Here is a 21,883-nt window from a genome sequence, read left to right as displayed (position 1 = left end):
GGATGCTCACTTATTATGGATATGGGGTAGCTTTTAAGATTTTTTAACAGGTTAATAGCCTTTTCATTTTATCCATTTTAATTGGATAATGTCTATTTTTCTCAACAAGACGAATATTGATGGCATCCGGGATGATTGGGTGCCATTTTTTCCGGCGATTGCTTTAAGGTGCACTCTCTGGCCTCCTGCTAAGAGATAAAATCCTTCTCCCTCAATGTGCAGAATTGCCGCAATATGCAATCATTATATAATTCAGGTACATATTCTAGAGATCATTAACCGCTATTGGAAGTTCTCCCATACGCCATTCTCCCCTGACTTTCTTTAAAAAGCCTCATAATCCTGCAGCCAAGTGTTCTCTTGTAAACTTGCACGTTGATTTTTCGCTGCAGGCACTCAGCAAACCTGCGCAGCTGCCGGGTTCCTCGCGCAAATCTGCGCTGCCTCTTGGTACACTCGCCCCCCGCTTCTAGAAAACGGCTATTCATTGATATTATTAAGTTTACTAAAAAAGTGAATTTTTTCAAAAATTGAAACGTATTAAATAGAAGGTTAGGAATTTTGCAGGATACTAACTTTTCAACTTGTCATGAAAGTGGGGAAAATGAATGACTGTTTTAGAGGTAAGGAATCTACAAAAGTCCTTTGGATCCATCAAGGCGGTCCAGGATATCAGTTTCTCGGTACATGCCGGTGAAGTTTTCACCATAATAGGACCTAATGGAGCAGGTAAGACGACAACACTGGAGATGATTGAAGGCCTTGTTCCACCTGACTATGGAGAAATTCATTTTGGCGACCTGAATTGGAATAAGCATGCAGTATCGATAAAGAAGAAAATAGGTGTGCAGCCTCAGTCAAGTGCCATGTTTGATTTGCTGACACCAGAAGAAAACCTGAACCTGTTTGCTTCCTTTTACGACGATGCAAGGACAACAGAAGAAATCCTTGAAATAGTCAACCTGACTGAGCACCGCAGGAATCACGTAAAAAAACTTTCAGGCGGCCAGAGGCAAAGGCTCGCCATCGGTCTGGCGCTGATTAGCGATCCCGAAATCATCTTTCTGGATGAACCGACTACCGGCCTCGATCCCCAGGCCCGGAGAAATATATGGGATATTATTCTCCACCTTAAGGAATTAGGCAAAACGACCATCTTAACGACACACTACATGGAAGAAGCGGAAAAGCTAAGTGACCGGGTATGTATTGTGGACCAGGGTAATGTGGTTACACTTGATTCACCTTCCGCACTCATTGAGATGCTGACGGATGAGCGGGAAATAAGACTGAGCTTTATGGATGGAGAAAAGGCGGCTGAGGACGCTGATTTGTTTTCAAAGGAGCTGGCATCTGTATCCAAAACAGAACGTGAAGGGGCTGCTCTAAAAATATGGGCGTTAAAGCCGGAAGAAACTCTTTTGGACTTATTTAAATTCACCAAAGAGAAATCATACGGGGTCGAACAGGTTTCCATACGGGAAATGAGCCTGGAAGATGTGTTTATCTCGTTTACCGGAAAAGAATGGAGGGATTAAGATTAATAAATTTCATCAATTTAAAATGATGTTTCTGGCACAGCTGAGACTAACCCTTCGCGAAAAACAGGCATGGTTTTGGGGCATCTTTTTCCCGGTCATTTTAATGGTTATCTTCATGGTCATCTTCAGCGGCAATTCAGATGAAGAGTTTAAAACAGAGGTTGCCATCGTTAATCCAAGTCCAAATCCGGCATCCGAGATGATGCTTTCTCAGATCAGCGAGCTTCCTGTTTTTGAGGTTAAGTCAGGAAAGCCTGTTACGAGGGATAAAGCGGAGGCATGGGTAAAAGACCAGGAAGTGGATGCCGCTATTATCCTGCCGGAATCGGCGGAAGCCTCCTCTGTTTTACTTGTTGTCAATAAAGAAAATGAACAGGGTGCTGCAGCCCAGGCCGTTTCCGGTATTCTGGATAAGTTTGTCCAGCAGGCAAATTTATTGGCTGCAGGTGCTGCGCCCAAATATGATCTTCAATTTGAATCGATAACATCAAGCACCAATGAATTAGACTATACCGATTTCCTTTTAACCGGCATGATCGCTTTATCCATTGCCCAGGGCGGCATGTTTGGCATGGTGGATCTGGTGGAAATGCGCAGAAAGGGATTAATCAAGAGACTCCGCATGACACCGGCTAATATGGGGATTTTCGGGTTAAGCGATATGTTTATGAGACTATTATTCAGCATTGTGCAAATTACCCTTCTCTCTTTAATAGGAGTCTTTATATTCGGTGCCAGCCTATATATTAATCCTTTTACCCTGATTATTGTATTTTTGTTCGGCGCTCTATCCTTTAATGCACTCGGCTACTTCTTCTCTTCTTTCAGCAAAACGACAGAAGCTTATATGGGGGTAGCCAATATCAGCAGCTTTCTCATGATGTTTTTAAGCGGAGTGTTTTTCCCTATTGAAACGATGCCTGAATGGATTCAGCCGATTTCGGCGATTCTTCCCCTCACCTATTTCGCTGATGGTTTAAGAGAAAGCATGGTTTACGAGACCGGCATAGCTACAGCATCACTTTGGATCGGAATTGCCGTGATGGTGATTTGGGGCGCGGTCACCTTCCTTCTGGGGTCTGTACTTTATAAAAGGAAGGCCATTGCTGCAGACAGATAAAAAAGGCCCGGCTGCCTGCAACCAGGCGGCTGGACCTCACTTCAGTACTGCTTTTCCTCACTTTTTCTTTGACAGATCTTCATGGTCGGTAGCCATAGGCGGCTTTTCAAACCATCCATGGTCTATCATAATATTCATCCCATCTTCAGCCAGAATTCCAATTTCAGCAATCATCTTTGCATATTGTGCTGCAATATCCCTTCGCTGCGTCATGGACATCGCTTCTCCATAATAGCCTATAGAGGCTGATAGAAGTGATGAAGTATGATACATCATAAGTTTATCGGTAAATGGAGGAATCGTTGAATCCGTTACTTCTGCCTCGAATGTACTGGGAATATTCAAATTCGACTGTTTTAATAGACCAGATAAAGTTTCAAGATGCTTGCGGCAAATCAGCCTGCTTCTTTCCATATATTTTTGAACTTCCTTAGATTGGGCAACCTGTCCAAATCCGAGTTCTAAAACAATCTTCATCATCATTTTCTGCATATTCACGTAAATCCCGCTGATTTCAATCGAATTTATAGGTCTCCGCTTCCCGAACCATCCCGTTAAATAACTCTGTTTATTTATAAAATCAATTTCCTGCTGGTTGTTTAATATCGGTGGTTTAACGATTACTCCTTTATTAATCAGCACATCTGAAGAGCGGTCAAATAATTCCAGCGATTCATCTATAACCTGCTTCATATACTTCCTGATATCCTGCCGGGTGGCATTGCCAATAGCACCTGCATATCTTGTGCCTCCATGTATGGACATAATATGGATATATACTCCCATAAAAACATCAGTAAATAATAACGGAGCGTCCACATGAACATCTTTGTCAGTAAACCCAACAGGGATTGGCTGATTCTCCCTTGATAAAAACCCTTTAATCTTTTCTATGTGGCTTTCAGATAATTTAAGGGCAAATTCAAGTACTTTGCGAATCTCTTTGTCCTTAACACGGTTTAAAAAATACCGCAGGATACAAACAGAAAGACTATCATTTACATATTGCGACCAAAGGGTTGCGTGTTCAGCTGCAGTAAGCTTATCTTGTTTATTTCCGCCAGGCATATCTTTCCCTCCTGCATTTTGTCTAATATATGGTTCCCCTTCCTTAACATTTTTATTTAAAAAATCTCTTCTGCACTATATAAGCGCGCAGTCCGCAGATACTTCCAACTCCATATAAACCCCTCTGGAAAACGAATCCAAAGAACCAAAAAGGTGAAACCACCCGGGTTTCACCTCGCAAAATGATTATATATTTTCAAAAAACACTCTGATCACATCGGCTCCCCCAATAAAGGTTCCGAGTGAGCTGCCCAGATTGGCTAGTACCACAATTAATAAAATACGGCTTACTTTGTTTCTCCAGAATCCCTTCACACTGAAAACATCTTCAGATAAGGTTTCAAAATCCCTTACACTTGGACGGCGGATATAAGCCTGAGTCAGCCCGGCAAACCAGCCTGCAGCCAGAAGGGGGTTCAGTGATGTTATAGGTGCTGCTACAAAGGCAGTTAAAATGGTCAGCAGATGTCCCATTGCAATGGCAGCCCCGAGTGCTGACAAAGAACCATTCCAGATAATCCAGCTGATCGTCTGTGCCAGCCCTGCCGATGGATTAGCAATGAATGTATAGGCGATAATGGCTAAAATGAACACCGGGATACTCCATCCAATGATTTTTGGCACATTGGATTTTGGAGGACGCTCAGTCAATTTGGCCATGTCCTGTTCTTTTTTAATTTCCTCTTTAATTCCCGGTACATGGGCTGCTCCAAGCACCGCTACTATTTTTTCTCCCGGAGCATCTTTAATTTTTTGTGCCAGATATTGATCACGCTCATCAATAAGGGGTTTCTTTAATCGCGGAAAACTTTCAGTAAATTCATTCAGTATTGCATTTATCGTATCCTGATTCTTCATTTTTTCAAGTTCTTCTTCAGTTATGGTATCTTTGCTGAAAATACTTGCAATTACCTGACTGAGAAGCAGTGATTTTCCTTTTAATCCAAGGTTGCCCCAAATCCTGGCAAATGTAATCTGGATATTACGATCCGCCAAAACGAGCTTTGCCCCTGTTTCCTTCGCAGACTCAATTCCCTGGATCATTTCCTGGCCAGCCTTTATGCCAAATTGGTCGGCCATACGGTTTTGAAAGGATGAAATCGCCAGGTTCATTAAAAGCAGTGATGCCTTCTTCTCTTTAATAACCTGGATAATATCCATTTCCTTCCACTTACTGCCTTCTGTAATCGACTGATATCTCTGTTCATCCAATTCCACACAAACAGAGTCAGGCTGTTCAGCCTCAATGACTTCCTTCACCTGTTCTGCACTGTGCTTCGAAACATGCGCTGTTCCGATCAGTATGTATTCCTTGCCGTCTAAATGAATCCTCGTTATGTTTTCCTCTGACATAAATACCTTCCTTAGATACAAATTCTATTATGCAGGCTTTAGCTTTGTCCACATTATACCATGAACTGCCGGGAGATTTTAGTCTATTAGCCACCAAATAGAACAAATGTTTTGATATAATATAAGAATGCATGAAAAAAATGCAAATAACACATAAAGGTGGAAAAAATTTTGAATGGTACCGCCCATGCAGCAATTGGAGCAGCAGCAGGATACGTGGTAGCGAACACTGTTCATGCAAGCCCTTCTGCAACACTTTTACTAGTGGGCCTCGGGAGTGTTTCAGGATTAATCCCGGACCTCGATATTGATGGAAAACTCCGAGACCGGCTAACACTATCACATGAAGTCGTTCGAACGGTTGCCCAAATCATTGGAATCCTAATGATTATTTATAGTTTTTATGAGGGCTCCCCGAAAGAAAAATGGCTCGGCATGGCCATTGGAATTGGAATGACTGCCATCTCAGCGAAAATAAGGCAAAAACATATGCTGACCATAACGGGGATCGGTGTCCTGGCAGGAGGAATCTCCCTGCAGGAACTTTGGCTCATATTATTTGGGATTTATATATTGATAGCTTCCTTTGTTTCCCACCGCAGCTATACCCATTCCTTGCTGGGAGTTGTTTTTTTTGCTTTCATTTCTTCAAGATTTGAAATGTCCCTGGGCATAGAAGGAGTCTATTATACCTGCCTTGCCGGTTACATAAGCCATTTGGTTGCTGATTTAAAAATCCTGCCCTTCAATAAAAGAGGGGTAAAACTCTTTCTTCCCATTTCATCAAAGGAAATTTAAAACACCAGCCGCTCAAGCTTTTGAGCGGTTCAATCTTTGATTGGGATAAATACCTCTGCCTCTTCCTCCTCATTTGCAGCCGGATAATAAACTTCAATAATATAATGATCAATAAACTGCTGATGATTATTCTTCCTGAGCCAGCTGTTAAGCCGCATATGCAAATCGCCCATCTCAGCAGTCTTTCCTCTGATCGAGGCATAAGTTTGCCCGGCTTCTAAATACTCCATCCCATCTGGCAGTATTTCTGCTTTTTCATGAACTAAAAAACCGGTAAAAAAGGTTCCCTCTAAGTGATCTTCCCCTCTCTTTGGTTCAAAAAAGGCAACTTCTAAACCGCTGCTATTTTGAACTAGATGGCCACGCTTCAAAAAATCCTGTGCTGCTTCAGGTACCAGGCGGGCATAATCCTTAAAAAGACCATTGCTCCTTATCACAATTGCTTTAAACTCTTTTGACACCAATTTGCACACTAGGTTTCCCCCTAAAACTTTTATTCATATTAATTCTTTACCTAATGGAAAAATCCTCCTTTATTATTTTGCGTTAGAAAAGACGCGCCATGCCGGACGCGTCACTTCAATAACAACTATCTGTTTTACAGGCAGCTGGACCTATACTTTTTTGAATGGGATGACAAAGACAAACACCTGTTAAGGTTTTTGAGTTTGAAAGCCAGGGGCTGCTTCGGACTTTGCGTCCAAGGTTTTATTATTTTATGTCCCAACCCGAAGCAACTTTTAACTCTGCAGCCGTAGTTTTCTTGTTTTGTGTCCGAACCCGGGGCAACTTCTGACATAACTGCCAAGGTTTTATTATTTTATGTCCGAACTTGCGGCAACTTCGGACATAACAGCCAAGGTTTTATTACTTTGTGTCCGAACCCGAAGCAACTTCTGACTCTGCAGACATGATTTCCTATTTTTGTGTCTTTACCCGGGGCAACTTCTGACACAAACAGCCATGGTTTACTTACTTTGTGTCAAAACCCGAAGCAGAAGCAACTCCGCACTCTGCAGCCAGCCATCCATAACCGTTAAAATCCTACCGCAGCACATTCTAAATCATCAATATCTCCCGAATATCCTCTTCAGTCAGGCTGCCAGCAGCATTTTCATTTGAGTCGATAATTTCCTCGATCAGGTTTTTCTTTTTCTCCTGGAGTTCATTCATCTTCTCTTCGATGGTGCCTCTCGATAATAATTTTATCACCTGGACCGTATTTTTCTGTCCAATGCGGTGGGCCCGGTCGGCCGCCTGTTCCTCAACGGCAGGGTTCCACCACAAATCGTATAAGATGACAGTATCAGCACCAGTCAGGTTGAGGCCTGTACCGCCTGCTTTCAGAGAAATCAGGAAGAAATCGCGCTCTCCCTCATTAAATCGGCTGCAGGTTTCCACCCGTTCTTCCGAAGGTGTCTGTCCATCCAGGTAAAAGAACTGCAAACCCATAAGGGCCAGTTCTCTGCCAATAAGGTCCAGCATTTTTGTGAACTGGGAAAAAATCAGCACTCGTCTGCCGGACAATCTGGATTCTTCTATAATCCCTTTGAGCTGTTCAAATTTTGCTGAACTTCCTTTATATCCATCGACGAACAATGCAGGGTGGCAGCAAATCTGGCGTAGCCTTGTCAAACCGGCAAAGATTCTGATGCGGTTCTTTCTGATTGTGTCCTTATTTAAATGCTTTAAGGTATCTTCTCTAAGTTTTGCAAGGTATGCAGCATAAAGCTTCTTCTGATCAGGCAGCAGTTCAGAGGAATCAACCAGCTCCATTTTTTCCGGCAGCTCTGAAAGAACATCTTCCTTCATCCTTCTGAGCATGAATGGACGAACCCTTCTCGCAATCGTTTTCCTTGTTAAATGACTGTAATCCTTTAAGCCACCAAACAATTCAGGGAAGACGACATGAAAAATAGACCACATCTCTTCTGCAGAATTTTCAACAGGTGTGCCTGTTAAGGCGAATCGAAATTTTGCCTGGATTTTTTTTACTGCTCTAGCTGTTTGCGTGACCGGATTTTTAAATACCTGTGCTTCGTCGAAAAATACTGTGTGAAATGGCTGCATCTCATACCATTTAATATCTTTCAGCACCAGCGGATAGGAAGTAATCACCACATCTATTCCGGATATATCTTTCTGAAGCTCGGTCCGTTCTTTTTGATTTCCATCGATGACTATTGCCTGTATGTCCGGAGTGAACTTCGTCAGCTCGCTTAACCAGTTGTATGTTAAGGATGAAGGGCAGACAATCAGGACAGGACCGTTAGATTCACGTATATCCATTAGCTCAGACTGAATAAACGCAATGCTTTGGATTGTCTTTCCCAATCCCATATCATCAGCCAAAATGCCGCCAAATCCATAATGCGCCATTGTCTTTAGCCATTTAAACCCACTCTTCTGGTATTCTCTTAAAACCGATTCCAGATTATCCGGCACAGAAATCTGCAGGCTTGATGGATCCTCAAGCTCTGCCAAAAATGTCCTAAAGGATTCCTCTTGAAGGAACATTTCCTGATCACCAGCAGCAGCCAGCATTCTAAGACCTGATACAATCGGCATGTTTAACCCGCTCTCCAGATCCTCCGCCTGTTGGGGCACAGCTCTCAGAAAACGCTGGATTTCCTCAAACTCCCTTGTCTCCAATGAAAGAAGCGCGCCATCTCTCAGGCGATAGAACTTTCGTTTTTCCTCAAGTGCAGCTAACACATCCCGTATCTCCTGATCTGCTATTCCGGTCAATACAAACTTGAATTCCAGCCAATTTGTCCGCTCTTTTTTCATTTTTATCCGAATCTGCGGTTTGGCATTCTCTCTGAATATCCTGTTTCTTACAGACGCAGTCGCATATATTTGCACCAGCTTCTGCAGTTTAGGGACAACACGATAAAGGAATTCATACTCCAGCTCATCATTCTGCAGAAAATAACCGCCATCCGTCTTCGCAAAAGAACTTTCCTCCATAAGCTGAAGAATTTCATCCTCCAATTCCACATCTCTAATAATCCTTGTGCCGCCCTTCGGCTCCCTGCCCTCCAGCGGGTTGATCACGATATTATCATAATGAAATTCAATTCCTGCCAGCAGCCGGTTCCGCAGGCGGTCCAAGAACAGCTTGGCAGTTAAAGGAGTTTTCATAAACCTGTGTGACATGTCCTCAGAAATATGGACATCTCCCAGCTTTCTCAATCCAGGTACCACTTTTTCCAGAAACATCTCCATTTGTTCAGCAGCTATCGGAATTTCATTTTTTCCGGCAGCCTCCAGCATTTGAGTTAAATCATAAAGACGCTTGCAATCATCCTTCTTGAGCGTAATGAACTTGCCGCCGGACACCACAGCACTATACGAATCCAGGATCAGCAGCCGCTCCAGTCCTTTAACACGTAAGTAATAAGTATTTTTTGCTTCGTCCAGATCAAATCGCAATGGCAGCCGCTCATCTGAAAATGCCATATAATCAAATGTTTTACCTGTTATTTCAAGCTTCACTTTTTCTGCGAGCGCCAAAACAGGCTTTAGCCGTTCCCATGATGATGGCGGGATTAAGAGCATATGCTTGCTCGCTGTATAATCAAAATCTTCCATTAAAGCATTGATATAAATGGATTCATCCTGTATTACCTGTATCAGCCGCTGAAAGACAGCATCCGCTTCCGGCGGGAAACAATGGAGGGCGGGATCATAGGAAAAAGTCAGGGATAATAGGCTTGGTTTCCCCTCTTTAACTGAGTGGAGAAATTGCCGGATATCCAGGACATCCATTGAGCCTATGGAGCATTTAATGGCAAACAGATAATGTCCTTTTCCTAAATGGACAGGCACACAGGTAAATTCAGGATGGAGCACTTGCCTGTTTTCAAAATGAAGCTGGTGCCCGCTTGACCTTAACGCGTGCTCACTGAAAAGTGTCATGAGGCTATCAGATAAGGCGTGTTCTGGAGAAGCTTCAAGGGTGCCTGAAGAAAGGTTTGGCGCTTTAGTTTGCTGCCTATCATAAATTGCCAGCAATACAGCCGCAGCGTGCTGGCACTCTTTATCAAATGATGCAAGCCTGGGACAGCTGCATGTTATTTTTAAGCCATTACCTGAAGTCTTTTCTATTTCAACATAAAAATCTTCACCGGCAGATACCGATGCTTCACAAATATCATCATTGTATTTATGTATAGTTACTTTTTTATTCCTGAAAAATGCGTCTCCTCTTTTGAAGGAGACAGTACCGCACCGTTCTTTTATCATTTTGTGAGTCAATTTAATATCCACAAATGTTCTCCTCCCGGGAAAATCCATACCAAAATTGTATCATAGTCATCTGCCCAAATTCATTTTATGCAACACAAAAAGGGGGTGCAGATCCCCCTTTTGAGTTATCCATTATTTAAGTTCCTTTTCAAGCCTGCTAACCCATTTATAATATGTCACCACTATTACAAGCAGAATTGGGTCAAGTATGGCCGCATGCCACAATCTCCACCAGCCATAGTTAAAATATCCCCAGGGTTCCGGCAATAAAGCGATGACTTCATAAAGCAAAATAGCCACTACCCAAAATAAGATATAAGAAAATCGCTTAATCCGATCTCCTTTAAACGGATACCAATTCAGAAACATCATATTTACCGGGGGGACCAGCACAATATGTGCCATTAGTCCTCCCCAATTGGGATTCTTGTCAAAGTACCAATATCCCCAATATTTAAACTCAATCATAACATCAAATGTCATCTGAGCACATATTGTAAATGTCCATATATGTAAAATTTGATTTTTTGTCAAACGCTTGTTTGTTTTAAACGCAATGGTATTAAAAAGAATGGTGGCTATCAGCAGTCCAATCATAGCAAAATCCTTTTTATTTGTTAATGTCTCTTAGATGGCGTCTATTATTCATGATTTGGTAACATTATTCATATAACAACTGTGACTAAAAGGAGAATTTAATGGAGCGCTCATTGTTTTCAGCGTTTTTTCCGGCCATACAGCAGCTTCCTGAAGGCAGGCCGCTGACAAAGGATCAATTGATTACCCGGGATTTTCTTATATCTAAGTACGGGGATTTGGAAATATATTATGCCCCCCACAACGAATTTATCAATATTGATGCGAAAGTTGTCATCGTCGGGATTACTCCGGGATGGAGCCAAATGAGGGCTGCCTTTGAATCATTCACAAAAGGAATAGCTGCAGAAAAGAAGCTTGAGACAATACTGAAAGATACTAAGGAAGCAGCCAGTTTTGCAGGAGGAATGAGGAGAAATTTAATAAGCATGCTGGATCAATGCGGTTTACAGAATGCTCTTGGCATAGACAGCTCAGATACACTTTTTGAACAAAATAGAGCACTCCTGCACACCACTTCAGTCGTAAAGTATCCAGTTTTCTACCGGGGCAAAAATTATACCGGACACCAGCCTGATCTTTTAAAAACTGAAATTCTTGCCCAGTATGCTACAAAGGTATTTCCTGGAGAGCTGAGTCTAATTAAAAGCCATGCTCTCATAATTCCGCTGGGGATAACCATTGAAAGGGTCATCCGTCATCTAAACACAGCCAGCCAGCTTACAGGACATACCATTTTATACGGATTTCCTCATCCATCAGGTGCAAATGGCCACAGAGCTAAGCAATTTGATAACAACAAACAGGCTATGGCCCGAATCATTAAAAAGTGGGCTGAACAGCAATAATCAAGTTGCTTCTCCCTTCTTAGAGGCTATTCAGTCCATTTTTCTTAAGGCTGCTTCTCAAGTGCCAATTTAATGCCAAAGCCCATTAACACAACACCTGAAATGCCTTGGATTGCATTGTTTACAGCAGGCTTTTTCAGCCATGTCCTGAAGATGTCGATCAAGTACACATAGAAAAAGAACCAGATGATGGTAATAAGCGTATAGATTAAGCCCATTGCAGTGAACTGCAGAAAGTGGTTTCCATCAGGACTTAAAAATTGGGGGAAAAAGGTTAAAAAGAACACAGCTACTTTCGGGTTGGACACACACGTGAAAAACCCTTGCAGAAAATGCGATTTGTTTTTCTTAAGCTTTCTCCCGCTGTCAGTAAATACCTGGTTGTTCCTTAAAGATACTAACGAAACGATGCCTAAATAAATCAGATATAGTGCCCCGGCATACTTAATAAAAGTAAAAATGTATGCAGACTTTACAATTAAGGCCGATAAGCCCAGAACAACAGCGATTGTATGGACAAGCAGCCCGGCGACAGATCCAAACATCGTTTTAATGCCGCTTTTTTTCCCGTTTGAAATCGTGTTTTGAATCAGGATGCCAGTATCTGGTCCGGGCAAAATGACTAGCAGAAATGACATTAAAAGAAATAAAAGTACATTATCCATACCCCACCCGCCTCATAAAAATATTAAGAATATTATATCAGCTTTTAAAAAAAAAGAGCAGTTCCATGAAGGAAATCTGCTCTAATTCTCTTATGCTTTTACTTTTTCTAATCTTTCTTCCACTTCTGCCTCAGAAAGTCCATGCTCAGCAATATAACGGTTCCGAGGATGCGTGCGGCATTCATGAGAACAGCTGCGCATATATTTATGCTCGTTTTCTTCAGAGCAAAGGATTTTTTTGTTGCAGGCAGGGTTTGCACAGTTGACATAGCGCTCACAAGGCTCGCCTGTGAAGTAGTCCTTACCTACGATAACATGCTCTTTTTGGTTAACCGGAACGCCAATGCGGTCATCGAATACATAAAGCTGGCCATCCCATAGCTGCCCCTGTACTTCAGGATCTTTTCCGTATGTGACAATTCCTCCGTGAAGCTGGGCTACATCTTTAAAGCCTTCTTTTACAAGCCAGCCTGAGAACTTTTCACAGCGGATGCCGCCTGTACAATACGTAATGATCTTTTTATCGCCAAGCAGTTCTTTATTTTCACGGACCCAGTTTGGCAGGTCGCGGAAATTTTCGATATCCGGCCTGATTGCCCCTCTGAAGTGTCCAAGATCATACTCATAATCATTTCGTGCATCCAAGACAATTGTATCTTCATCCTGAAGTCTTTCGTAGAACTCTTTTGGCTCAAGGTATTTACCTGTAAGCTCGTTCGGGTTCACGTCGTCTTCAAGACGAAGAGTTACAAGCTCGGGACGTGCACGAACCTTCATCTTTGGAAACGCATGTCCATCTGCTTCATCTATTTTGAAAACCATCTCCGCAAAGCGCGGATCCTGCTTCATTACTTCCATATAGCGGTCTGTCTGTTCCACTGGTCCGGAAACAGTTCCATTTATGCCTTCATTTGCAACCAAAATACGTCCCTTAAGGCCCAGTTCATTGCAAAGAGCTTTATGCTCACTTGCGAACTCCTCAGGGTCCTCAATCGTAACATACATGTAGTAAAGTAAAACTCTGTACGGTTTTTGACTCATTTGTATTTCCACCTATCACTTAATATTTGCAAGATATATCTGTTAATAGGTTAAAACAATATATACTTACCTAGATAAGTATAACAGATGATGTCAAGTTTCAAAATTTTCGGAGTGCGAAAGATTCAATTCCCATGTAAACCACTTTCCATGTCCTTCAGTATGTCCGACAATTCTCTTGAATTCCTTAGTACCAAGAAAATAATCAAGATGAAGACCCCTGTCCTGGATATTATTATAAATATGGAAAATATCCCTGTTTTGCCCGCAAGCTGTTATTTCAGCAAGCAGTTGCTCTTTTCCTTCTGCCGGCATTTGATTGGCCACATGTGTGTGGAATACACAGATTGAATGGTCGTCAGGTATTTCTTTAACCAGACCCGGCAAAAGCTTGGCACCATCTGCCTCAATCAGTCTTACTGGATTTTCTTTCAGACACTTGGCAGCTTGTTCAAATAAATTTCTTCTCTCCAGGTGTTCAGGCCAGATAAGTGAATACAGCCACAGAAAATCTTCCTGATTATTCAGGTCATTAATATGAAGGTCAACTCCAGTTCTCGATGCAACCGGGGGCATTTCTTCAGGAAAAATCGGGACATTTCTTCCCCTGATTTCAGAGGTTAAATGAACGTCTGCGTTTGAATTCCCATATATTTTTCCTGTTCCATATGAGTAGCTGTACTTGTCCCAGAGAAGCTGCAGACCGGCGCTTGTCCCTATCTCAATCAGGGCCAGCGGCTTTTGTGCCTGCTGGAAAATATATGAGAATACGGGAAATAAGTAAGCACAGCGCCTTACTTCATTTGTCTGAACGATTTTCGTTTTTAATATCTCTTTAATTTCTTGTGAATTCAGCCTGCAGAAATCTTTAAAGCATTGGAAGGCATCCTGCGGGTTTCTTGGATCCTCCTCCAGGCTTGGATAGTATTCCTTAAGCTCATGATCTTTCCCTTTTAACAGCAGATAATGTATGGCCCCAAAAAACAAGTTCGGTACAGGCTGGCCGTCTCTCGCCTCTGATGCCAAAACCAGCAATTCATTATCCTCAGCAATTTTATTTGATAGGAATTCATAAAGATTACTCGAACCGCGGCATTCAAATTGTCCAAAAGTCTTGAATTTCGATGATATATTTGCTTTTATCATATTCTTACGCCCCCGTTATTTCACATAAGTGACTGCATTCCAATGCTTTGAACCAGTTCTTCTCTTTCCGTTCCATCCGGATTTCTGAAGTTCTTTTGCAATATAGAGGTTAAAAAACCCGTGTCCAATGAGAACGGCATGTTGATGTTCTTTCGAAAAAGAAGTTAACTTTAATGAAGCTCGTTTTGCCCGGTGCTTTGCTTGAATGTATGATTCACACCCGTGTGAATAGCCGCAGATCCACAGGATTCTTAATAAGAAAGTCCATGTTTTGGTCTTAATCTTACTCCCGTCAGATGAATGTCAGGCAATGGCAATTCCATTTCCCTGAATAACGGATCTGATTGTACCTTTGCTGAAGGGTTCAAGGTTCTGGCCGATTCGATTGATCTTTTTAAATCACTTGTGAGTAAAATTAATGATGATGCCCCTTTTTTGATTGAATCCTCAGGACCTCTCTCACCCTCAGCTATCCCTAAATGGTTATACGTATCAACCCATTTTTTGTATTCCATGCTGGTCATGCGGTGATTTTCCATTTGCGCTGACCTGCCATGTCTGATTAGTGTTATTTCCATTTAAAAACCTCAAAATTTATATATTTTTTTCCTTTATGGATAATTTAATTAACATGGAGGTGAAGACCATGCGGGAACAAGAATATCCAAATGTAAAGCTCGGCGGCAAAAAGGTGCATGAAAAAGGAAATGGCGGAGACCAGGTGCGGGGCCATGAAAAGGAAAATAAAAACGGGACATTTAATACAAATCCTAAATCTGATTTATAACAAAATAACGGGACACCCCCATATTGATTGGCGGGTGTCTTTGACACTTGTCTATGCCCAATCTGTTTTTTTCATAATGTAATGAAAAAACTGTTCTCCATCAATTATTTTTTCTCCCGCAAGCTTGAAGCTGCATTTTTGCAGAACTCTATTGGAACTGGCATTGCTGGTTAAAGCAACAGCATTTAGTGTTTCAAGGGCTGTTTTCTCAAAAAGAAAACCTATCAGCCCTTTTGCAGCAAGGGTGGAATAGCCTTTATTCCGCCAGTGCTTTGAAATGGCATAGCCAATTTCCCTGTTCGGTTCCGGCAGTTCATCCTTTATACCTGTATTGCAAAAGCCGATAAACTCTCCAGTTTCCTTTAAAATGATTCCCAAATTCAAAAATCCGGCATTTTTCAGTTCCGGCAATGAGGACTTGAATTTGTTATTGGCTGGAATTTCATAATTCTCCATCCAGTTCACCCGCTGCTCCAGAGTAGCCTTTGCCCCTGGGATAAACTCATAAACTTCCGGCTGGGACGTAATTTCAAAAAGTGCCTGGACATCCTCCATCCGGTATTCCCTGAGGATTACTTCACCGCAATCAATCATGATTTCTTCATTCATTTTTTCATCTCCATAGGGTACACATCCAGTGTGTGCTCTTCAATTAAATCTATGTTTCGTTTATTGTTTATATATTCTAAGATGTGAGCTTTCATATTAGGATACAGCACTATATTGGCAAGCGTAGAAAGCGGCACCCACCTGACACCTGTCTGGTTAGGATCCGGGGCTGATGGCATTTTAGGCATGGAGCCTTCAATTAACTGGCATTCAAACATTAAGTCCAGTGAATGTATTTGCCCATAACTAAATTCATTTAAGTGTGGGGCATATTCATATACAAATGCCAATGGGCCAACCCTCACATCCACAGATGCCTCTTCTTTCACTTCCCTTATCACTGCATCAATTACAGATTCCTGGGGTTCAACCCCGCCTGCAGGCAAATTAAAATGAAGGCCTTTTTCATCCTGAAACTCAATCAGCAGGATCGAATTATTTTCTATAATAACTGCACCTGCTCTGACTCTAATATGATAGGTCATTTGGTCTCTCCGCCTTTTCTTCTATAGCTTTCTGCATTTAATAATAAAAGCAGCGGGTACAGCTCTCGCCTTTTCATAGGAATACCAGCTATTGGCATGCCGCTGAACATCTCCCTTAGTAAGGCTGACATCTTCAATTACCCTTTCAATCGCAAACCCGTTTTCTATTAATAGATTGATATATGTACTCAGTTTAAATTGCTGCATAATGGCAGGCTGATTCCATGCAATGTGCTGATAAGGGCCTTCCTCATGATAGGATTTCCATAATTAATGCTCTATTTTCAGCCTTAATCCGGTTATATAGGGGATGTTCCCAGCTGAAGATGAACATTCCGCCAGATTTAAGATAGGAATGAACATTTTTCAGCGTCTCTTCTATGTTCGTTGTCCAGCCAATCGCATATATAGAAAAAACGGCATCGAAATAATCAGCAGGAATTCCAGGATTTTGTTCCATCGGGGACTCAAACAGCTTTACTGGTGAAGAAGATTTGACTAAAAGGGCCTTTGCTGATTCGATTTGACTGGAGGATAGATCCAATCCCCATAATTCACCTGCTCCCCGCTGGTCCAAATACTTAAGGGAATGCCCGCTTCCGCACCCAATTTCCAGCATTTTTAAGCTGCGCACATCTCCGAACAATTGGAGATTATCTTCAGTTGGCGCTAATGGCCCATATTCAGGCAGCGAATTTCTCCCATAAAACCTTTTAGCAGCTGCATCCCAGCTTTTCTTATTTAACTCAAGTGTTTCATTAATCATTCGTAACTCCTTTATACCGAAAAATAGTAAACCTCTTCCTCTCCCCATATCTCTGCGGTGGGAGAAAATCCAAAGTTATTATAAAGCTTTTTTGCGTGAAGATTATCTTTGTGAACCGTTAAGCGGATTTCCTCGCATTCTGGAAACTTAGCTTTTATCCAGCTGATCATCTTCGCTAATGCTGCACGGGCATAGCCCCTGCCCTGATACATCTGATCAATAAAAAAACCGTTGATCCAATACATATTAACTGTATCCGGTTCATAGGCGTGCAAAATAAACCCGACCATTTTATCATTGTCATATATGGAGAATGGAATATACTCTACTGCCTCGCCATCGGGTTTTATATATACCTTCATCTGTATAGCTTCTTCCCAATTCTCTCTTGTGACAGGTCTTAACTAAATGTTCATTCTTTCAGCCCCTCTCACAATTTCCTGATTTTCTCACCAGACTTAATCATGATGCTTATATAAGCAGATTCCCCATTTGTAACGTGATTTGGGATTTGTGACACATCCATCTCTTTCTCAATCCGAACAAGCTTTGATTCGTTAGGGTGCAAATTAACGGAATGAGGTTCGCCGCTGCTCATCAGTGAAACCATCTTTACATCTTCTTCGAATAAGTATTTGTCATAAAAGCCGATAGTAAAAGACACTTCATCATTGCTGTAATTTTCAAATGGCAGCTGACAAATTCCCTTCAAAGTATCTTTACCTGTCATTTCAAACGTACAACGACTTTCATCTTTTATATAAGAAACAGCATTGATCCCATTTGCCAGCGTTTTTTGATACGTCTCTGCCAGATAAGGAGGAAGAAGGGAAAAGATGATAATAACGGCGAAAAATGATCGCAAATGATACTTTTCAAGAGAACGATGCAGGAACACAATTCCCAATATAAGTAAAATGAGATTGAATACACCTTTATAATAAATGCCCTCTGCTGAATTGATAGGAATAGTGAAAACCGCAGTTCCTTCATCACCTAAGGGATACTCATTCGGGAAAGGAAAATTCATAGCCATAGATATAACGAATAAGATCATTGATGCCATAAACAGCTTTTTATTTTTAATCATGGCAGAATCTCCTTTATTTCTTATCTGCTGATCCAAACGAAGCCCCAAAGGCAACTCCCATGGCAATGCCCAATGCCCAATTGTCAAAAAGCATTCCAAAAACTAATCCCATAGACAGTCCAAAAGCCATTCCGCTGCCCGAAAAACCCCAATTCATTTTTTTCATCAAATATAACCGCCTTTAATTGTTTTCCTTATATACGAACTAATGGAAGTTTAAGTTTCATATTTTTGGAAAAAGGCAGCAGGTTTATTTATTTCCTTTGAGCAGCCAGCTATCCTGTTTCGCTGTTAAATGTATTAACGTTTTCTCTCTAATTGCTGACAGTTCCTCCAAATCAAATTCAAGGGGATGATTATTGATTTCACGCCTTGCTTTTTCACCCAGTTCATACGCAGCGGCCCATTTTAAATGTTCTTGGTCGTTAGATCTCTGTTTTCAAACGTAATGATTTGGTGAACATATTCAACAAATGCAATATGCTTCAGAACCAAGTCTCCTATTTTTTCATCGTATCCCTTCATATGTTTAATTCGATACTCTATCACTCTTTTATTCTCCCTTCTTTTATTTCAGGGAAAAGACTGCCGGGAAGGCAGTCTTTAACATCATGCGATCGTATCCAGCAGCTCTATATCTAAATCCTCTAGCCGTTCCCAGCTATGATGGATTTCTATGTGCCACTTATTTTTCAGCCGTTTGTATCCCTTTTCTTCAATCCATCTGTGCAGTTTCCTGTAGGAATTTCCAATCTCATCATTAGGTCCTTTGTGCCGGATAGAAGCATATTTTTGCGGTGGAATTTTTAATGAGAACATCCCATCAGGAACACGAATAAATTCCTTCACCTCTATGCCAATCCAATATCCGTCTTCTTCAGGAGAATCTTCCTCCACTTTGAAGGCACCAACAAGCTGCTCAGGATTTATAGCTCCCTTGATTTCTGTTAGGCGTTCAGATAAAAGATGAATTGCCTTAGGAATTTCAGCGGGATACTGATCAGGCGGGCATATGATGCGGATCCCTATTAGTTTTAATTCCCCAAGTTCTGTCTGAGTCAAATCAGGCATCTTATTAAGCAACAGGCAATGCCAGTTCTCTAAATCTATCAGCTGCTTTTTGGATATCTGCCTCAAAACCCAATTCGTTCATTGTTTCCCCGATCAGCACAATGGCCTTTTCAAGCATATCTTCTGTCGTATTCCCCATATGGCCGATTCGGAATGCTTTCCCTGCAAGATGGGCCAGTGCTCCGGCAACAATGACACCTTTTTTCGCAAGGGATGAACGGAATTCAGCATCATCCATCCCTTCAGGGTAAAGAATACAGCTGAGAGTGGCTGATGCGGCCTTTTCCTCGGCAATTGCCTTCATTCCATATTCAGCAAGTGCCGCACGTACTGCTTTGCCGTAGGTTTCATGACGCTTATAGCGTTGTTCCATTCCCTCCTCTAATACCAGCCTCATTCCCTCGTCATAGGCATAAATCAAATTCACAGGCGGCGTGGCAAAGTATTTTTGCGGATCATGCATAATGGGAATCCAATTATAGATATCACAATAATAGGCAGGTACATGTTCCATTTGTTCGCGGGCAGCCAGTGCTGTCTCATTGAATGCTACAACTGCGAGTCCCGGCGGTACACCGATTGCTTTCTGTGATCCTGTTAAGACCACATCAATTTTCCCTTCTCCATATGACTTGCTCATATCCTCTTCCATTGCCGCCGTAGCACAGACTCCATCCAGAATGACAAGTGCCCCGTGCTTCTTAATGATAGGCACCAGGGAATCCAGATCAGCCGACACACCTGTTGATGTATCCGCATGGGTAATCGTCACAGCTTTATAGGAATGAGAAGCAAGTTTCTCCTCAACTGCTGCGGGGTCCACCTGCTTACCCCATTCAGACTGAATAATATCTGCCTGGATTCCGAACGCCTTAGCTAAATGCAAGAAACGATCACCGAAAAAGCCCTGGCTGATAATCAATAGTCGTTCTCCTGCTGCTACCGTGTTCACGAGAGCCATTTCCATCGCAATCGTCCCGGACCCGGAAATGACAAGCACCTCTCCATCCGTCTTCAGCATCTCCCTCGTTTTCTCAATCGCACTCTTATAAACAGCGGCAAACCTCGGATCCGTATGTCCCCTTGTCTCTTGTGACATCGCCTCATAAATCGAATCTACTACAGGCGTAGGTCCTGGAATTAAAAGCATTTCCTCGTTTGGCATGATAAAAATCCTCCTTTGGCTGTTATGTAGATATCTAAATGTTTCGACATTTCCTAATGAATACCTCTTTTAATTCCTTTTTGATTTGTAGATTCCTCGGGGAATATGAGTGTATATGTTCTATTTTTCTGAGCTCCGGTTTGCGGGAGATTAAGGGATTGGAGAAGTCGGGTTGCAGTATAGGAAGAAGAGATATGAAGAAAGTTTCTGAGTTCCTTGTTTGTGATGGCATTACCCAGCAGAAGGCTATAGTCGTGTAATGCTTGCACATGAGCATCTATATTTTTCAGATTACATTTGGGACAGTACCATGTGCGGCTTACTCTTTGGAGGGGCAAAAAGCTGCAGGCAGGACAGAATACACCAGTAAGTATTTCAGATTGATGGATCTGGTACCTTGATAGAATAGAGCTTTCCTGCTCTGTGCTCTGCTTCTTTAATAAACGAATGATCTTTTTAAGTGTTTTTTCACTGATTTCTTTCTTAATGGAATTTTCTATTTGCTCAATCTTTAAAGGAAGAGTATTTCGGTGTATAACTTTACGGCTGAGGTCAATATGTGAAGGGATAACTTTAATTCCTGTATGCGGATTACTAATGACTACAAAAGATAAAACAGGTAAATCTTCCATACTGCCACTGGCTTTTAGCCACTTCTTAGTTGTGACGCCTGTCGATTAACCTGAAGTAAAGGACAAGGAAAAACCTGCTCTTTGCCATTCTTAATACGTATTAATTGATTGTATACTGTATCAAAATGAAGAAGTCCTGTAATATTTTTCACTTCCAGTACTAGTGCAAATTTTTTCGTAAGGATGAGTGTATCAATTTGGAAAAAGCGATCATGATCCGGCAAGCGAAGATCATGAAGAATAAAATATTCCTTGCTATCCAGAAAATCAAGAGGAAAATCCAATGAAGCTTCTCCTTTATAACCTGCAAGTCTTTTATTCAAATCCTCGTTTATGAGTGGGATTTTTTGGTGGTGGGATGGCAGCCTGCGGAGGAGGGCTTCTGTTTTACATATTAAAAGAGGGATTTTTCGTTTTTTGAGGATCATTTTTTCACTCCATTCTTGTTTTATACTAGTGGATTCTTCAATACTATCTGGAAATCCTTTTGGAAAACTACTAAAAAAGTATTTATGTGCGGATAGATGAATTTGTGTGCGCAAAAACGATTTTGTGTGCGCATAGGCAAAAAATATGTACAGATAAAATTATTTATGTGCGTCCACTCCACACTATGGTGAAAAGACAAAGTCTTAGCTCAATTAAGGAGATTTTTCACTCATTGAGGATCATTTTCCGCTCCAATCTTGCTTTATACTAGAAATTCTATTACAAATCTCTTTGAAAACGGCCCAAAAGTGAGTTTATGTGCGGATAACCAAATTTGTGTGCACATAAGCCCAATATGTGAGCGGATAAAATTATTTCTGTGCGTTCACTGGCAAACTTGGCGAAAAGACAAAGTCCTAGC

General features: G+C 41.6%; 25 protein-coding genes and 1 pseudogene. 5 read left to right on the top strand and 21 right to left on the bottom strand.

Annotated elements, in window-relative coordinates:
- Nucleotides 1-608 precede the first annotated feature (608 nt).
- On the top strand, nucleotides 609-1,538 hold the full coding sequence (locus NSQ49_RS22050; RefSeq protein WP_251284443.1) for an ABC transporter ATP-binding protein: 930 nt from the start codon (nucleotides 609-611) through the stop codon (nucleotides 1,536-1,538).
- Nucleotides 1,498-2,661, top strand: a complete 1,164-nt coding sequence (locus tag NSQ49_RS22045) for an ABC transporter permease (protein WP_236566148.1) — start codon at nucleotides 1,498-1,500, stop codon at nucleotides 2,659-2,661. Before NSQ49_RS22050 ends, NSQ49_RS22045 begins: the two co-directional genes overlap by 41 nt.
- Nucleotides 2,662-2,718: 57 nt before the next feature.
- Here NSQ49_RS22045 and NSQ49_RS22040 read toward each other — a convergent pair whose 3' ends face one another.
- The gene (locus tag NSQ49_RS22040) at nucleotides 2,719-3,729 is read right to left on the bottom strand and encodes a DUF3231 family protein (protein ID WP_251284444.1); all 1,011 of its coding nucleotides are present in this window, start codon (nucleotides 3,727-3,729) and stop codon (nucleotides 2,719-2,721) included.
- Between the two features lie 186 nt (nucleotides 3,730-3,915).
- Nucleotides 3,916-5,082 (bottom strand): TraB/GumN family protein, encoded by a 1,167-nt coding sequence (locus tag NSQ49_RS22035; protein WP_251284445.1) that lies wholly within the window; start codon nucleotides 5,080-5,082, stop codon nucleotides 3,916-3,918.
- Nucleotides 5,083-5,253: 171 nt separating this feature from the next.
- Between NSQ49_RS22035 and NSQ49_RS22030 the strand changes: the two genes are divergently transcribed.
- Nucleotides 5,254-5,880: a metal-dependent hydrolase gene (locus NSQ49_RS22030; protein WP_251284446.1), complete on the top strand. Its 627-nt coding sequence runs from the start codon at nucleotides 5,254-5,256 to the stop codon at nucleotides 5,878-5,880.
- Nucleotides 5,881-5,909: 29 nt separating this feature from the next.
- Here the strand turns inward: NSQ49_RS22030 and NSQ49_RS22025 are convergent, their stop codons facing one another.
- From NSQ49_RS22025 to NSQ49_RS22015, 3 genes are all read right to left on the bottom strand, one after another.
- The gene (locus NSQ49_RS22025; protein WP_159862897.1) at nucleotides 5,910-6,353 is read right to left on the bottom strand and encodes a GyrI-like domain-containing protein; all 444 of its coding nucleotides are present in this window, start codon (nucleotides 6,351-6,353) and stop codon (nucleotides 5,910-5,912) included.
- A 586-nt stretch (nucleotides 6,354-6,939) separates the two neighbouring features.
- Nucleotides 6,940-10,152: a DEAD/DEAH box helicase gene (locus NSQ49_RS22020; protein ID WP_251284447.1), complete on the bottom strand. Its 3,213-nt coding sequence runs from the start codon at nucleotides 10,150-10,152 to the stop codon at nucleotides 6,940-6,942.
- A 111-nt stretch (nucleotides 10,153-10,263) separates the two neighbouring features.
- On the bottom strand, nucleotides 10,264-10,728 hold the full coding sequence (locus NSQ49_RS22015; RefSeq protein ID WP_159862895.1) for a hypothetical protein: 465 nt from the start codon (nucleotides 10,726-10,728) through the stop codon (nucleotides 10,264-10,266).
- A gap of 101 nt (nucleotides 10,729-10,829) precedes the next feature.
- Here NSQ49_RS22015 and NSQ49_RS22010 point away from each other — a divergent pair, with 101 nt between their 5' ends.
- Entirely contained in the window at nucleotides 10,830-11,576 is a 747-nt protein-coding gene (locus NSQ49_RS22010) for a uracil-DNA glycosylase family protein (protein WP_159862894.1), read from the top strand.
- A gap of 44 nt (nucleotides 11,577-11,620) precedes the next feature.
- On the opposite strand, the gene NSQ49_RS22005 is transcribed toward NSQ49_RS22010, so the two are convergent.
- From NSQ49_RS22005 to NSQ49_RS21990, 4 genes are all read right to left on the bottom strand, one after another.
- A complete protein-coding gene (locus NSQ49_RS22005) occupies nucleotides 11,621-12,241 on the bottom strand; it encodes a LysE family translocator (RefSeq protein ID WP_159862893.1) in 621 nt (206 codons plus the stop codon).
- 90 nt (nucleotides 12,242-12,331) lie between these two features.
- Nucleotides 12,332-13,282, bottom strand: a complete 951-nt coding sequence (trhO, locus tag NSQ49_RS22000; RefSeq protein WP_159862892.1) for an oxygen-dependent tRNA uridine(34) hydroxylase TrhO — start codon at nucleotides 13,280-13,282, stop codon at nucleotides 12,332-12,334.
- Between the two features lie 93 nt (nucleotides 13,283-13,375).
- A complete protein-coding gene (locus NSQ49_RS21995; protein WP_341071306.1) occupies nucleotides 13,376-14,428 on the bottom strand; it encodes a DUF2332 domain-containing protein in 1,053 nt (350 codons plus the stop codon).
- A 251-nt stretch (nucleotides 14,429-14,679) separates the two neighbouring features.
- Nucleotides 14,680-15,006 carry a hypothetical protein gene (locus tag NSQ49_RS21990; RefSeq protein ID WP_251284448.1) on the bottom strand — a complete coding sequence of 109 codons (327 nt, stop codon included), beginning with the start codon at nucleotides 15,004-15,006 and terminating at the stop codon, nucleotides 14,680-14,682.
- Nucleotides 15,007-15,074: 68 nt separating this feature from the next.
- Here NSQ49_RS21990 and NSQ49_RS21985 point away from each other — a divergent pair, with 68 nt between their 5' ends.
- On the top strand, nucleotides 15,075-15,215 hold the full coding sequence (locus NSQ49_RS21985; RefSeq protein ID WP_175609156.1) for a hypothetical protein: 141 nt from the start codon (nucleotides 15,075-15,077) through the stop codon (nucleotides 15,213-15,215).
- A gap of 51 nt (nucleotides 15,216-15,266) precedes the next feature.
- On the opposite strand, the gene NSQ49_RS21980 is transcribed toward NSQ49_RS21985, so the two are convergent.
- The 12 genes and pseudogenes from NSQ49_RS21980 to NSQ49_RS21925 form a co-directional block, all read right to left on the bottom strand.
- Nucleotides 15,267-15,824, bottom strand: coding sequence for a GNAT family N-acetyltransferase (locus tag NSQ49_RS21980; RefSeq protein ID WP_251284449.1), 558 nt, complete (start codon nucleotides 15,822-15,824; stop codon nucleotides 15,267-15,269).
- Nucleotides 15,821-16,309, bottom strand: a complete 489-nt coding sequence (locus NSQ49_RS21975) for an NUDIX domain-containing protein (protein WP_159862888.1) — start codon at nucleotides 16,307-16,309, stop codon at nucleotides 15,821-15,823. Before NSQ49_RS21975 ends, NSQ49_RS21980 begins: the two co-directional genes overlap by 4 nt.
- A gap of 21 nt (nucleotides 16,310-16,330) precedes the next feature.
- Nucleotides 16,331-16,516: a hypothetical protein gene (locus tag NSQ49_RS21970; RefSeq protein WP_236566147.1), complete on the bottom strand. Its 186-nt coding sequence runs from the start codon at nucleotides 16,514-16,516 to the stop codon at nucleotides 16,331-16,333.
- 43 nt (nucleotides 16,517-16,559) lie between these two features.
- A complete protein-coding gene (locus tag NSQ49_RS21965) occupies nucleotides 16,560-17,075 on the bottom strand; it encodes a class I SAM-dependent methyltransferase (RefSeq protein ID WP_236566146.1) in 516 nt (171 codons plus the stop codon).
- Nucleotides 17,076-17,086: 11 nt separating this feature from the next.
- A pseudogene (locus NSQ49_RS21960) lies at nucleotides 17,087-17,479 on the bottom strand (GNAT family N-acetyltransferase); the annotation flags it as partial.
- A 26-nt stretch (nucleotides 17,480-17,505) separates the two neighbouring features.
- Complete coding sequence (locus NSQ49_RS21955; protein ID WP_159862887.1) at nucleotides 17,506-18,165, bottom strand: hypothetical protein; 660 nt, start codon at nucleotides 18,163-18,165, stop codon at nucleotides 17,506-17,508.
- A 13-nt stretch (nucleotides 18,166-18,178) separates the two neighbouring features.
- A complete protein-coding gene (locus NSQ49_RS21950; RefSeq protein ID WP_201306482.1) occupies nucleotides 18,179-18,331 on the bottom strand; it encodes a hypothetical protein in 153 nt (50 codons plus the stop codon).
- Between the two features lie 242 nt (nucleotides 18,332-18,573).
- Nucleotides 18,574-18,714 (bottom strand): hypothetical protein, encoded by a 141-nt coding sequence (locus NSQ49_RS21945; protein WP_201306481.1) that lies wholly within the window; start codon nucleotides 18,712-18,714, stop codon nucleotides 18,574-18,576.
- 60 nt (nucleotides 18,715-18,774) lie between these two features.
- Nucleotides 18,775-19,227: a GyrI-like domain-containing protein gene (locus NSQ49_RS21940; RefSeq protein WP_445662634.1), complete on the bottom strand. Its 453-nt coding sequence runs from the start codon at nucleotides 19,225-19,227 to the stop codon at nucleotides 18,775-18,777.
- A gap of 13 nt (nucleotides 19,228-19,240) precedes the next feature.
- Nucleotides 19,241-20,401 carry a pyridoxal-phosphate-dependent aminotransferase family protein gene (locus tag NSQ49_RS21935; RefSeq protein WP_159862886.1) on the bottom strand — a complete coding sequence of 387 codons (1,161 nt, stop codon included), beginning with the start codon at nucleotides 20,399-20,401 and terminating at the stop codon, nucleotides 19,241-19,243.
- Between the two features lie 53 nt (nucleotides 20,402-20,454).
- Nucleotides 20,455-21,033: a hypothetical protein gene (locus tag NSQ49_RS21930; protein WP_251284450.1), complete on the bottom strand. Its 579-nt coding sequence runs from the start codon at nucleotides 21,031-21,033 to the stop codon at nucleotides 20,455-20,457.
- A 14-nt stretch (nucleotides 21,034-21,047) separates the two neighbouring features.
- On the bottom strand, nucleotides 21,048-21,356 hold the full coding sequence (locus NSQ49_RS21925) for a nuclease-related domain-containing protein (protein ID WP_341071298.1): 309 nt from the start codon (nucleotides 21,354-21,356) through the stop codon (nucleotides 21,048-21,050).
- Nucleotides 21,357-21,883 lie beyond the last annotated feature (527 nt).

This window comes from Cytobacillus sp. FSL R5-0377 (genome assembly GCF_038004385.1).
Taxonomy (GTDB): domain Bacteria; phylum Bacillota; class Bacilli; order Bacillales; family Cytobacillaceae; genus Cytobacillus.
This window is presented reverse-complemented; position numbering and strand designations above follow the sequence as displayed.

Coding starts and splice junctions, on each gene's coding strand:
- NSQ49_RS22050 (WP_251284443.1), top strand. CDS start 609: ATGACTGTTTTAGAGGTAAGGAATCTACAAAAGTCCTTTGGATCCATC.
- NSQ49_RS22045 (WP_236566148.1), top strand. CDS start 1,498: ATGTGTTTATCTCGTTTACCGGAAAAGAATGGAGGGATTAAGATTAAT.
- NSQ49_RS22040 (WP_251284444.1), bottom strand. CDS start 3,729: ATGCCTGGCGGAAATAAACAAGATAAGCTTACTGCAGCTGAACACGCA.
- NSQ49_RS22035 (WP_251284445.1), bottom strand. CDS start 5,082: ATGTCAGAGGAAAACATAACGAGGATTCATTTAGACGGCAAGGAATAC.
- NSQ49_RS22015 (WP_159862895.1), bottom strand. CDS start 10,728: ATGATTGGACTGCTGATAGCCACCATTCTTTTTAATACCATTGCGTTT.
- NSQ49_RS22010 (WP_159862894.1), top strand. CDS start 10,830: ATGGAGCGCTCATTGTTTTCAGCGTTTTTTCCGGCCATACAGCAGCTT.
- NSQ49_RS22005 (WP_159862893.1), bottom strand. CDS start 12,241: ATGGATAATGTACTTTTATTTCTTTTAATGTCATTTCTGCTAGTCATT.
- trhO (WP_159862892.1), bottom strand. CDS start 13,282: ATGAGTCAAAAACCGTACAGAGTTTTACTTTACTACATGTATGTTACG.
- NSQ49_RS21995 (WP_341071306.1), bottom strand. CDS start 14,428: ATGATAAAAGCAAATATATCATCGAAATTCAAGACTTTTGGACAATTT.
- NSQ49_RS21990 (WP_251284448.1), bottom strand. CDS start 15,006: ATGGAAATAACACTAATCAGACATGGCAGGTCAGCGCAAATGGAAAAT.
- NSQ49_RS21985 (WP_175609156.1), top strand. CDS start 15,075: ATGCGGGAACAAGAATATCCAAATGTAAAGCTCGGCGGCAAAAAGGTG.
- NSQ49_RS21980 (WP_251284449.1), bottom strand. CDS start 15,824: ATGAATGAAGAAATCATGATTGATTGCGGTGAAGTAATCCTCAGGGAA.
- NSQ49_RS21975 (WP_159862888.1), bottom strand. CDS start 16,309: ATGACCTATCATATTAGAGTCAGAGCAGGTGCAGTTATTATAGAAAAT.
- NSQ49_RS21970 (WP_236566147.1), bottom strand. CDS start 16,516: ATGCAGCAATTTAAACTGAGTACATATATCAATCTATTAATAGAAAAC.
- NSQ49_RS21965 (WP_236566146.1), bottom strand. CDS start 17,075: ATGATTAATGAAACACTTGAGTTAAATAAGAAAAGCTGGGATGCAGCT.
- NSQ49_RS21955 (WP_159862887.1), bottom strand. CDS start 18,165: ATGATTAAAAATAAAAAGCTGTTTATGGCATCAATGATCTTATTCGTT.
- NSQ49_RS21950 (WP_201306482.1), bottom strand. CDS start 18,331: ATGAAAAAAATGAATTGGGGTTTTTCGGGCAGCGGAATGGCTTTTGGA.
- NSQ49_RS21935 (WP_159862886.1), bottom strand. CDS start 20,401: ATGCCAAACGAGGAAATGCTTTTAATTCCAGGACCTACGCCTGTAGTA.
- NSQ49_RS21930 (WP_251284450.1), bottom strand. CDS start 21,033: ATGGAAGATTTACCTGTTTTATCTTTTGTAGTCATTAGTAATCCGCAT.